Source organism: Streptomyces sp. NPDC040432, assembly GCF_055595445.1.
Genome location: NZ_JBVIVP010000026.1, coordinates 65,608 through 76,937 on the forward strand (window position 1 = coordinate 65,608; position 11,330 = coordinate 76,937).

Below are 11,330 nucleotides of genomic sequence, written 5' to 3' on the forward strand. Positions count from 1 at the left end.
CATTCGGAAGACTTAAGTCCAGTACTCCACAGGCCTAAATCCCTTGGAATCCCGAGGTCTGGACTGTTCACACTCCTGCAATACAAGGTTCACTCAGGCATCCAATCGCGCTTCGGAAGGCCCGAGGCCAAACCTTCCGGAATGCGGAAACCGCAGCGGTGCCCGTTTTGCACCTTTCAAAACTTTCCCGTGCAAATTTTCGGGCCGCCGCCACCAAGGCCCCTACCGCCACAATGGCCACATGCCCACAGCCGACGAGCTCCTCAGCGCGGATACCGTCAGTAACCTGGCCCGGGTGCTCGCCCGCGCGGCCCGCGCGCCCCGCTCCCCCGCCCTGCTCACCTGCGCCGGAGCCCTCGACGGCCTCGGCTACGGGGCTCGCGTCACTGCCGTCCGCGATGCCGTCCTGACCGACCTGCCCGACGACTGGCCCGCCTTCGAGGCCGTCGTCCGCACGGCCCTGGAGGACCCCGACTTCGCCGGCTGGATGACCTTCCCGGTCAACGAGGCCGTCGCCGTGCGCGGACTGGCCGCCTTCGAACCCGGACTCGCCCTGCTCCGCGACCTCACCCCCCGCCTCACCGCCGAATCCGCCGTCCGTCCGTTCCTGCGCGCCGACCCCGGGCGCGCGCTGGCCGTCGTACGGACGTGGACGGACGACCCCGACCCGCACGTTCGCCGGCTCGCCAGTGAGGGGACGCGGCCCCGGCTCCCCTGGGCCCCGCAGCTACCGGCGTTCATCGCCGACCCGCGGCCGGCCGTCCCCGTACTGGACGCCCTCCACGCAGACGCGTCCGAGTACGTGCGCCGGTCCGTCTCCAACCACCTCAACGACATCAGCCGCGACCACCCCGACCTCGCGGTCGAGACCGCCGCCGCGTGGCGGGACGGCACCGCCGGTGCCACGGACCGCGTCGTCCGGCACGGGCTGCGCACCCTGATCAAGGCCGGCCATCCCGGCGCGCTGACGCTGCTGGGGCACTCACCCGATGTCCCCGTCACGGTGCGCGGACCGGTCGTGGCCACCCCGAGCGTCGCCGTCGGCGGGCACCTCGTCTTCACGTACGAGGTCACGCACACCGGCCCGCGCCCCGCCGAGCTGGTCATCGACTACGTGATCCACCACGTCAAGGCCAACGGGACCCGCACCCCGAAGGTCTTCAAGCTCACCACCCGCGCCCTGGCGCCCGGGGAAACGCTCACCGGCTCACGGCGTCATTCCTTCAAGCCGATCACCACCCGCCGCTACCACTCCGGGGAGCACCTGGTGCAGCTCCAGGTCAACGGTCGGGTCCGGGGCGAGGCCGGGTTCTCCCTCGACGCGTCCTGAGGTCTACGGGACGGGCGCCGCGCTCCGCCCCCACCGGGCAGTGCGCGCCACGCGGTCGCCGATCCGTCTCAGCAGGGCCGTCGGCAGGAAGAGCATGTCCGCCGCGATCATCGCCAGGGCGAAGTAGGGAAGGCCCAGCAGGATCCCGATGCCGGCGTGCATGGACATCATGATCAGGACCATGATCGTCCTCAGCCTGGTGCTGAAGAGGGTGAAGGGAAAGGCGACCTCGACGATCACCGTGCCGTACGTCAGCAGCAGGACGATCACCCCGCTGCTCGCGACGGCATGGGACAGGGCGGGCCACGGGGTGACGTTGCCGAGGTGCAGTACGTAGTGGAGCGCCGTGCCGTCCTGCCAGAGCGAGCCCTGGATCTTGTACCAGCCGGAGGCCGCGTAGATCAGGCACACCTGGGCGGCGATCACGAACATCGCACCGGCGTGCACCACGTTCCCGACCATGCCCATCACGGCGCGGGGCTCGCCGGGCGCGTACCGGCGCACCAGCCACCAGGCGAGCTGGGCGAGGACGAAACCCCACAGCAGCAGCGCCCACCCCGTGCTCAGCGGGCCCAGTGCGGTGATCGTCGCGAGCACGGCGGTGCCGAGCGTCCACAGCACGATCCCGGTCGTGTCGGTCGTGCCCCGACCCGCGCCGGGGCCGGCGTCGCGGTGGCGCGCGGCGCGCCGCGCGTCCAGCGACCAGACCCGGCCGCAGCGCGTCAGCACCAGGTAGATCGCCATGACGTGGACGACGTTGTCGCCGCCGTTGCCCACGAAGGGGCTGCGGTTCTGGAGTGCCAGCACACCGATCATGAACAGCAGCGAGGCCGTGCGGGTCCGCCAGCCCAGGAGCAGCATCACGGCCGAGGCGATGGCCGCCACGTAGACGATCTCGAACCACAGCCGGCCGTCGTTCCACATGAGGACGGAGAAGGCGCGCGTCGTGGCGTTCCACTCCTGGGCCATCCCCCAGCTCCAGGCGCTGTCCGTGCCGAACAGCCGGTTGCGGTACACCCACTCGCGCAGCAGCAGGACGATCCAGGTGAGGGAGAAGCCGATCCGGACGACGGCCGCCTGGTACGGGGCGACGGCCTCGGAGGTGATCCGCACCAGGCCCCGTCGGACGGTCGCCCCGGCGGCGCGCGGTGCCGACGCGGGCGGGGTCGGAGGTGGGGGCGGCGGTTCGGCGGTCGGACCGGCCGTGACGGGCGAGTACGTGGTCACTTGAGGTCCTCCCCCGTGACGGCCCACCACGGCTGGACCAGGTACTGGGTCGCGGTGTCGATCCGCTGGTCGCTCCACGCGGGCGCGCCCACCGGTGTGACGGCGGAGCGCAGTTGGACGGCCCGGAGGTTCCCCTCGACCCGGGGTTCGAGCCGGTCGACGGCGAGGCGCACCAGGAGCCGCTGCGTCAGGTTCCCGAGCGTGCCGGCCGGCAGGCCCTTGTCGTCGAGGGAGTAGATGTAGTTGGTCCAGGCGAGGCGGAGTTCGTTCTGGTGCGCCTCGCTGGGGAACGGGTTGTGCAGGATCCCGCGTTCGTCGATGGCGGTCAGGTCCACCCAGTCGGTCTCGGTGAAGCGGCCGGGACGGCCGTCGGCACCGGGTACGAGGACCTGCGCGCGGGCCTGGACGTGCACGTTCGACGATTGCGGGTTGGGGGCGAAGAGCTGCCACTCCTGCGTGAACTCGGGTGCCACCCAACGGTTGATGAGGGCGGCGTGCTGCCGGGAGACGGCGTTCGCCGGGGCGTTGTTGAGGAAGAGCATCGCCAGGTGCAGTCCCGCCGCGACCACGACGGCCACCACGGCGAGGACGACGATCCCCAGCGACGTCCTCGACAGGCCGAACGGTCCGTCCGGCCTGCCGACTTCATCGCGCTCCGACGATCCGGTGGGCAGGCCCGCGCCTTCCGGTGGGTCTCCGGTCGGCGAGGGCCCGCCGCTCCCCGTCCGCATGCGCTACCCCACGTTGCCCTGGACGTTGCCCTGGGCCCCGCCACCCGCGCCGTTGCCCTGGACATTGCCCTGGACGTTGCCCTGGGCTCCGCCGCCCGCGCCCTTGCCCTGCACGTTGCCCTGGACGTTCCCCTGGGCTCCGCCACCGGCGGCATTGCCCTGCACGTTGCCCTGGACGTTCCCCTGGGCCCCGCCGGCCTGCTCCTTGCCCTGCACGTTGCCCTGGACGTTGCCCTGGGCTCCGCCACCGGCGGCATTGCCCTGCACGTTGCCCTGGACGTTCCCCTGGGCTCCGCCGGCCTGCTCCTTGCCCTGGACATTGCCCTGGACGTTGCCCTGGGCTCCGCCGGCCTGCTCCTTGCCCTGCACGTTGCCCTGGACGTTGCCCTGCGCGTTGCCCTGGGCGTTCCCCTGGACATTGCCCTGGACGTTGCCCTGCGCATTGCCCTGGACGTTGCCCTGCGTGTTCCCCTGGACGTTGCCCTGGGTGTTCCCCTGCGTGTTCCCCTGCGTGTTGCCCTGCGTGTTGCCCTGGGTGTTCCCCTGGACGTTGCCCTGCGTTCCGCCGCCCTGCGTCTTGCCGGGTTCCTTGCCCGGGGCGGCAACCCGCTTGCAGTTCACGAAGGTCGGGCTCTGGCCCTCGTTCACGGCGACCACGGTGTAGTCGACGTTCTTCTGGAACCGCGTCACCTTGAAGGCGCCGCCCGAGATGTTCAGGCGTTCCTTCGCCTGCCCGTCCTGGAGGTCCCGGGGAGCCGTGAAGCCCTCGCCGGTGATGGTGACGGACGTTCCGTTGGCCGACGGCGTTACCGTGCAGCTCGCTGCGGGCACCGCCTGCGCGGTGCCCGCGAAGGCGAACGCGCCCGACAGTGCGAAGGACGACGCGAGCAAGGAAACCGCGACGCGTCTGCTGGACAGATGCATGATGGTGCTCCCATCAGGGACTGGCGGAGAGGCGGGCCGCCGGAAGCCGCCGATGCTCGTCGCCGAAGGTGCACAGGGCTGCGGCCGGGGACGGGACGGGTACGCGTTTCCCCTGCATCCCGGCCGTCGTTGCGTTCCGGCGGCAACCTGGAGGCCGGATGACGCCCTGTGTCTTCCATGCTCCCCCTCCCTCCCCGGAGTGTCGACCGGGAGCGACGGGGCGACACGGGCGGGGGCCCGGCGCACGGGGACCCGGCGTGCGGATGCCCGGCCGGGAGCACCGGCCGGGCATCCCCCCGTTCCCCGCCCCCCGTCAGCCGGGCCAGACGATCGACTGGACCTCGCTGTAGGCGTGCAGGGCGTAGGAGCCCACGTCCCGGCCCACACCGGACTGCTTGAAGCCGCCGAACGGCGCCTCCATGTTCCGGCCGATCGTGTTGATGCCGACGCCGCCCGCCCGGAGCCGCCCCGCCACCCGGAAGGCGCGGGCCGAGTCCCCGGACCAGACGTACGAGAGCAGCCCGAAGTCGCTGTCGTTGGCCAGTGCGACGGCCTCGTCCTCGCCGCCGTCGAAGGGGACGACCACGACGACCGGGCCGAAGATCTCCTCCCGCACCACGCGCATGTCGTTCGTGCAGTCCACCAGCAGGGTCGGCGCCACCCAGAAGCCGCGGCCCGCCCCCACCACGGGACGTTCCCCGCCGTGGACGATCCGGGCGCCTTCCTTGCGGCCGAGCTCCACGTACGACTCGACGCGGTCGCGGTGCGCCGCCGAGATCACGGGGCCGACGACCGTGCCGCGCTCGGCCGGATCCCCGACCTTCATGAAGGCCAGGTAGCCGGTCAGCTTCTCCACGAGCTGCGCGTACACCGACCGGTGCACGATCACGCGGGTCGGCGCGGTGCAGATCTGTCCGCTGTAGAAGGAGAAGGTGGTGCCGATGCCCATGACGGCGGAGTCCAGGTCGGCGTCGTCGAGGACGATCGCCGCGCCCTTGCCGCCGAGCTCCATCAGCTGCCGTTTCATGGTCCGGCCGCACACCTCGGCGATGCGCTGTCCGACGGCCGTGGAGCCGGTGAAGGACACCATGTCCACGTGCGGGGAGTCCACCGCGGCCTCGCCGACCTCCACCGACGTACCGGAGACCACGTTGACGACGCCGGCGGGTACCCCGGCCTCGTGGAGGGCCTCGGCCATCCTGAACACGGACAGCGGGTCCTGCGGCGCCGGCTTCACGACGACCGTGTTGCCCATGGCCAGGGCCGGGGCGACCTTGCCCGCCGGGTTCGCCCACGGGTTGTTGTAGGAGGTGATGCAGGTGACGACCCCGACGGGCCGGCGGACCTCCAGGGCGCCCAGGATGGCCGCACTCCCCATCGGTCCGGCCTCGGTGACCTGCGGCGGCAGGCCCTTCTCGACGGGTTCGAGGGCACCCCGGGCGTAGCGGCGGAACCGGGACACGCCGACGCCGACCTGCATGCCGCGGGCGATGCCCGTGGGCGCCCCGGTCTCGGCCTGCGCGAGGGCCGCCCAGGGTTCGTACTCCCGTTGCATGATGTCGGCGGCGCGGTCGAGGATCGCCGCCCGTTCCCCGGGCGTCGTGCGGGACCACGCGTCGAACGCCTCCGCTGCGGCGCGGGTGGCGTCCGCCACCTGGGAACGGCCGGCTTCGGGGGCGAGTCCGACGACGGATTCGTCCGCCGGGTTGATGACCTCGTAGTACCCGCCGACGGGCTCGACCCAGTCGCCGCCGATGTAGAGCCGCTGCGGTGCGGGGTCGTTCATCGGGTGCTCACCGTCCTCGTGTCGCGGCCGGAACGGAGCACGGTGCCGGGGACGGCGCCCGTCACCCGGTCGTCGCGGATGGTCTCCACGCCGTTGACGCGCACGGAGACGATGCCGATGGCCCGGGCGTCCAGGCGCGGGCTGTCCCCGGGGAGGTCGTGCACGAGCGTCGCCGGGCCGGCCTCGATGCGTTCGGGGTCGAACAGCACGAGGTCGGCGTGCCAGCCCTCGACGACGCGACCGCGTTCGCGCAGCCCGAAGAGCTGGGCGGGGTCGTCGGTGAGCATCTTCACGGCCTGTTCCAGGGGGACGAGCTTGCGGCCGCGCAGGCAGTCGCCGAGGAATCGGGTCGTGTACGGGGCTCCGCACATCCGGTCGAGGTGGGCGCCGGCGTCCGACCCGCCGAGCATGACGTCCTCGTGCTGCCAGGTCTCGGCGCGCAGGGTCCAGCTCGCCGGGTCGTTGTCGGTGGGCATCGGCCACAGGACGGTGCGCAGGTCGTCGTTGGCGCAGATCTCGACCAGGCAGTGGAAGGCGTCCTGGCCGCGTTCGGCGGCGATGTCGTCGACGACGCGGCCGGAGAGACCCTCGTTCTCCTTGCTGTACGTGTCGCCGATGACGTAGCGGCCGAAGTGGGCGAGGCGGCGGAAGACACCGGCCTCCTTGCTGTCGGCGCGGCGCAGCATCTCGGCGCGTACGTCGGCGTCGCGGAGCTTCGCGATCCGTTCGGGTACGGGCAGGCCGAGGACGTCGCCCCAGCCGGGGATGAGGTTGAGGGCGCAGAAGGTGCCGAGCGACATGTTCATCGGGGTGAGGATCGGCATGGTGAGCGCGACGATGCGACCGCCCGCCTCGCGTGCGCGGGCGCTGGGGATGAGCTGGCGGGGGACGCGTTCGGGGACGGAGGCGTCGATGGTGAGGACGTTCCAGTTGAGGGGCCTGCCGGCCGCCGCGCTCATGTCGACGAAGAGGTCGATCTCCTCGTCGGAGAACTGGTCGAGGCAGCCCGCGACGATGGCTTCGAGCTGGGTGCCCTCGTGTTCGGCGACGGCGCGGGAGAGCGCGAGGAGTTCGGCGGGTCCGGCGTGCCGGGAGGCGACGGGGGCGCCGGCGCCGTCGGAGTGCGTGGAGGACTGGGTGGTGGACAGGCCCCAGGCGCCGGCGTTCATGGCGTCGTGGAACAGGTCGAGCATCTCCTGGAGTTGCTCGGGGGTGGGCTGTCCGCCGACGGCGTCGGCGCCCATGACGTGGCGGCGCAGGGCGCAGTGGCCGACCATGAAGCCGGCGTTGACGGCGATGCGGCCTTCGAGGGCGTCGAGGTACTCGCCGAAGGTGGACCAGGTCCAGTCGACGCCTTCTTCGAGGGCCTTGAGGGCCATGCCCTCGACCTTGCTCATCATGCGGCGGGTGTAGTCGGCGTCCTCGGGTCGGTCCGGGTTGAGGGGGGCCAGGGTGAAGCCGCAGTTGCCGCCGGCGACGGTGGTGACGCCGTGGTTCATGGAGGGTGTGGCGTACGGGTCCCAGAACAGCTGGGCGTCGTAGTGGGTGTGGGGGTCGATGAACCCGGGGGTCAGGACGAGGCCGGTGGCGTCCTCGGTGGTGCGGGCCTCCTCGGTGAGGGTGCCCGGGGCTCCGATGGCGGCGATCCGGCCGTCCCGGATGCCGACGTCGGCTGTGCGCGCGGGGGCGCCGGTGCCGTCCACGACGGTGGCGCCCTTGATCAGGTGGTCGAGCATGGCGTCCCTTCAGCGGGTTGCGGTGTGGTCGCGGCGCGCTCCGCCGCCGGAGGGGGCGGCGGGTGTGCGTGCGGCGTGCGCGCCGCTGCCCCGGCCGGAGCTCGCCGGGCCGGCCGCGGCCCGTGGCGAGCTCCGGCCGGGGCCGGTGCGGGGCGGCGGTCCGGGAAGACGCCGCCCCCGTGCGGTGGGTGCCGTCAGGAACCGGCGGCCTCGCGGAAGCGGGTGGTGCGGTGGACCGGGTCGGTGTCGATCTCGGGGATGACGTGTTCGCCGAGGAGCTTGATGGTGTTCATCGTGTCCTCGTACGACACCCCGGTCGGCAGGCCGAAGGACAGTTGGTCGGCGCCGGCCTGTTCCCAGCGCTTGCACTGCTGGAGGACCTCGGAGGGGTCCCCGCAGATCATGAGTTCCTCGGCGATGAGCAGCTCGATGATCTCGGCGTTGTACTCGGGCAGCAGCTCGGGCCACTGCGGTATCGCCTCGGGCCGCGGGAAGGTGTCGTGGTAGCGGAACACCAGCGACTGGAAGCGGTTCATGTTCGCGTTGACGGCGATCTCGACGGCCTTGTCGTGGGTCTCCGCGCAGATCGCGGTGGAGGTGACCATGACGTTGTCGTTGACGAAGGCGCCGATGGCCTTCGCCTCCTGGATGGCCGTCTTGTACTGCTCCAGCACCCACTCCATGTCGGAGACCTTCTGGACGCTGAAGCCGAGGACGCCGAGGCCCTTCTTCGCCGCCATGGCGTACGAGGAGGGGGAGCCGGCGGCGTACCACATCGCCGGGTGGGCCTTGCCGTACGGCTTGGGGAAGATCTTGCGCGGGGGCAGCGACCAGTGCTTGCCCTGGAACCCCTCGTACTCCTCCTGGAGGAACATCTTGGGGAACTCCGCGATGGTCTCCTCCCAGATCTCCTTGGTGCCGTTCATGTCCTCGATGCCGGGCAGGAAGCCGAGGATCTCGTGGCTGCCCGCGCCGCGGCCGGTGCCGAACTCGAAGCGGCCCTTGGAGAGGTGGTCGAGCATGGCGACCTTCTCGGCGACCTTCACCGGGTGGTTCACCGGCGCGAGGGGGTTGAAGATGCCGGAGCCCAGGTGGATGCGCTCGGTGGCGTGCGCGAGGTAGCCGAGGAACACCTCGTTCGCGGAGAGGTGGGAGTACTCCTCCAGGAAGTGGTGTTCGGAGGCCCAGGCGTACTTGAAGCCCGACTTGTCCGCCTGGATGACGTACTCGGTCTCCTCGATCAGCGCCTTGTGCTCTGCCTCGGGGTCGACCCTGGACCGTGACTCGGCCACGTATCCCTGCACGAAGAGCCCGAATTCCAAGGGGGTTCACCGTCCTTTGATTTCTGACGCTGCGTCAGATTCGATGCCCCGACTGTTCCACCGCCGGGGCGCGAGCGTCAATACCTGACGCTCCATCAGATGTGTGGGGAGGGAGGTCGGGTGCGCCGGGAGCCGACCGGCGGCCCCCTCCCGGCGCGGCGACCCGCTAGAGGATGCTCACGCCCGCCATCCAGCCGCCGTCGATGACGAAGGGCTGGCCGGTGATGTACGAGGAGTCCTCGCCGGTCAGGAACAGCGCCAGCCGGGCGACCTCCTCCGGGCGCCCCACCCGCCCCAGCGGCACGACCCGCTTGTACAGGTCGGCCATGGCGTCCCGGGCCTCGTCCGTGATCCCGGCCGGGTCGAGCAGCCCCGGATTGGCCATCGGGGTGTCCACCGCGCCCGGGCACATGGCGTTCACCCGGATCCCCTTGGCCGCCAGCTCCAGCGCCGCCACCCGGGTCAGCCCGAGGATCGCCGCCTTCGTCGCCGCGTACGTTCCGACGTACGCCATGCCCGTCAGCCCCGTGTACGAGGAGGTGTTGACGATGGTGCCGCCACCCGCCGCCCCGATCTCCGGGGCGACCGACTTGATGCCGAGGAAGGCCCCCACCTGATTGACCTGGACGACCTGTTGGAACTCCTCCAGCGGGGTCGCCGTCAGCTCGTTGAACCGCAGGATGCCCGCGTTGTTGACGAGGCCGCTCACCGAACCGAAGGCCTCCTTCGCGGCGGCCACCGCGGCCGCCCAGTCCTCCTCGCGACTCACGTCCAACCGGACGTAACGCGCCCGGTCCTCCCCGATCTCCTTGGCGACGGCGGCCCCCTGCTCGTCGAGCACGTCACCCAGCAGCACCTTGGCGCCCTCGGCGGCGAAGAGCCGCGCCTCCTGCTCGCCCTGCCCGCGCGCCGCACCCGTGATGATGACGACGCGCCCGTCCAGCTTTCCCATGCCCGTGCCCCTAGTCGTTGAGGAGCGGGGCCACCTCGGCCCCGAAAGCGGTTATCTGGTCCACGAGTTCGTCCCGGTCACGGCTGCGGAAGCGGACCTGGATCTGGTCCACGCCGAGCGCCGCGTACTCGCGGAGGGACTCCGCGAGTACCTCCGCCTTGCCGGTCAGGGCCCGCCGGCCGGTGTCCCAGCCGGGCTCCCCGACGTACAGCGCCTCGGTGATCGCGCCGACCTCCAGTGGGCCGGTGACCCCGGCCGCCTCCCTCAGCTCGCGGATCCGGGCGACCTGCGCCGGGATCCTGTCCCGCGGGTCGCCCTGCGGGAGCCAGCCGTCGCCGCGCACGGCGGCCCGGCGCACCGCGGCCGGCGAGGAGCCGCCGATCCACACGGGGATCCGCGCCTGGGCGGGCCGGGGCAGCTGGCCGAGGTCGCGGAAGGAGAACCGCTCGCCCTCGAACTCCGGGTACTCCTCGGGGCCCAGGGCGGCCCGCAAGGCGTCCAGGGTCTCGTCGAGGAGCGCACCGCGGCGCTCGAAGTCGACGCCGAGCACCTCGAACTCCTCCTGGACGTGCCCGGCCCCGACCCCGAGGATCAGGCGGCCCCCGGAGAGGTGGTCGAGCGTCGCGTACTGCTTGGCGGTGACCAGCGGGTGGCGCAGGCCGACGATCGCGACGTGGCTCAGCAGGCGGACCCGCTCGGTGATCCCGGCGAGGAAGGCCAGGGTGGCCACCGGGTCGTACCAGATCGTGCTCATGGGGCCGGCGAGGCGCCGCGGGATGGCCACGTGGTCGCAGGTGGCCACGTACCCGAAGCCGGACCGGTCCGCGGCGCGGGCCACCTCGGCGAGGTCGGTCGCGGTGGCGGTGGCCTCCCAGGGTTCGGCGTAGATGGTGCTCTGCGACTGGATCGGGAGCTGCATCCCGTACACCAGTCGGCCTTCCGGAAACACGCGTGTCATGCCGGACCCGCCTCGCCTTCGTCTGCCGGTCGTCCGCCCCGGCGCGTCCTGTCGATGCGCGCGGGGGATGCGGGGCCATCGTCGTATCTGACGGTACGTCAGGCAAGAGGGGCGTCGGGAGTGGAGTCGGGCGGTGCCGACGGGGGGGGGCACGGGGTGCGGGGGTGCCGGGGGCGGGGGTGCCGGGGGCGGGGGTGCCGGGGGCGGGGGTGCGGGAACGTCGGGGGCGCCGGGGCGGGGACGCCGGGGTGCGGGGGGTCGGGGCCGGTGCCGGGGTGGGGTGTCGTCCGGGACGGGCATGATTTATGGCGCCCTGGCCGGGGCTGCGTGGGCGGGGCGGTGGCGTGCGCCAACAAATCACGTT

General features: G+C 71.8%; 9 protein-coding genes. 1 reads left to right on the top strand and 8 read right to left on the bottom strand.

Annotated elements, in window-relative coordinates; translation table 11 throughout:
• Nucleotides 1–241 precede the first annotated feature (241 nt).
• On the top strand, nucleotides 242–1,330 hold the full coding sequence (locus ACZ58N_RS33510) for a DNA alkylation repair protein (RefSeq protein ID WP_471167712.1): 1,089 nt from the start codon (nucleotides 242–244) through the stop codon (nucleotides 1,328–1,330).
• Nucleotides 1,331–1,333: 3 nt separating this feature from the next.
• Here ACZ58N_RS33510 and ACZ58N_RS33515 read toward each other — a convergent pair whose 3' ends face one another.
• The 8 genes from ACZ58N_RS33515 to ACZ58N_RS33550 form a co-directional block, all read right to left on the bottom strand.
• On the bottom strand, nucleotides 1,334–2,557 hold the full coding sequence (locus ACZ58N_RS33515) for an HTTM domain-containing protein (RefSeq protein ID WP_471167715.1): 1,224 nt from the start codon (nucleotides 2,555–2,557) through the stop codon (nucleotides 1,334–1,336).
• Nucleotides 2,554–3,288, bottom strand: coding sequence for a DUF5819 family protein (locus ACZ58N_RS33520; protein WP_471167718.1), 735 nt, complete (start codon nucleotides 3,286–3,288; stop codon nucleotides 2,554–2,556). The genes ACZ58N_RS33515 and ACZ58N_RS33520 overlap by 4 nt, the downstream gene beginning before the upstream one ends.
• Before the next feature lie 3 nt (nucleotides 3,289–3,291).
• The gene (locus tag ACZ58N_RS33525) at nucleotides 3,292–4,212 is read right to left on the bottom strand and encodes a hypothetical protein (protein ID WP_471167720.1); all 921 of its coding nucleotides are present in this window, start codon (nucleotides 4,210–4,212) and stop codon (nucleotides 3,292–3,294) included.
• A gap of 313 nt (nucleotides 4,213–4,525) precedes the next feature.
• The gene (locus ACZ58N_RS33530) at nucleotides 4,526–5,998 is read right to left on the bottom strand and encodes an aldehyde dehydrogenase family protein (protein WP_471167723.1); all 1,473 of its coding nucleotides are present in this window, start codon (nucleotides 5,996–5,998) and stop codon (nucleotides 4,526–4,528) included.
• Nucleotides 5,995–7,734 (bottom strand): N-acyl-D-amino-acid deacylase family protein, encoded by a 1,740-nt coding sequence (locus tag ACZ58N_RS33535; protein ID WP_471167726.1) that lies wholly within the window; start codon nucleotides 7,732–7,734, stop codon nucleotides 5,995–5,997. Before ACZ58N_RS33535 ends, ACZ58N_RS33530 begins: the two co-directional genes overlap by 4 nt.
• A gap of 194 nt (nucleotides 7,735–7,928) precedes the next feature.
• Nucleotides 7,929–9,056: an LLM class flavin-dependent oxidoreductase gene (locus ACZ58N_RS33540; RefSeq protein ID WP_356883612.1), complete on the bottom strand. Its 1,128-nt coding sequence runs from the start codon at nucleotides 9,054–9,056 to the stop codon at nucleotides 7,929–7,931.
• A 166-nt stretch (nucleotides 9,057–9,222) separates the two neighbouring features.
• Nucleotides 9,223–10,008: an SDR family NAD(P)-dependent oxidoreductase gene (locus tag ACZ58N_RS33545; RefSeq protein WP_471167729.1), complete on the bottom strand. Its 786-nt coding sequence runs from the start codon at nucleotides 10,006–10,008 to the stop codon at nucleotides 9,223–9,225.
• A gap of 10 nt (nucleotides 10,009–10,018) precedes the next feature.
• Complete coding sequence (locus ACZ58N_RS33550) at nucleotides 10,019–10,966, bottom strand: LLM class F420-dependent oxidoreductase (RefSeq protein ID WP_471167732.1); 948 nt, start codon at nucleotides 10,964–10,966, stop codon at nucleotides 10,019–10,021.
• Nucleotides 10,967–11,330 lie beyond the last annotated feature (364 nt).

Excerpts from the sequence above, each read along its gene's own strand:
- ACZ58N_RS33510 (WP_471167712.1), top strand. The coding sequence starts at position 242 with ATGCCCACAGCCGACGAGCTCCTCAGCGCGGATACCGTCAGTAACCTG.
- ACZ58N_RS33520 (WP_471167718.1), bottom strand. The coding sequence starts at position 3,288 with ATGCGGACGGGGAGCGGCGGGCCCTCGCCGACCGGAGACCCACCGGAA.
- ACZ58N_RS33525 (WP_471167720.1), bottom strand. The coding sequence starts at position 4,212 with ATGCATCTGTCCAGCAGACGCGTCGCGGTTTCCTTGCTCGCGTCGTCC.
- ACZ58N_RS33530 (WP_471167723.1), bottom strand. The coding sequence starts at position 5,998 with ATGAACGACCCCGCACCGCAGCGGCTCTACATCGGCGGCGACTGGGTC.
- ACZ58N_RS33535 (WP_471167726.1), bottom strand. The coding sequence starts at position 7,734 with ATGCTCGACCACCTGATCAAGGGCGCCACCGTCGTGGACGGCACCGGC.
- ACZ58N_RS33545 (WP_471167729.1), bottom strand. The coding sequence starts at position 10,008 with ATGGGAAAGCTGGACGGGCGCGTCGTCATCATCACGGGTGCGGCGCGC.
- ACZ58N_RS33550 (WP_471167732.1), bottom strand. The coding sequence starts at position 10,966 with ATGACACGCGTGTTTCCGGAAGGCCGACTGGTGTACGGGATGCAGCTC.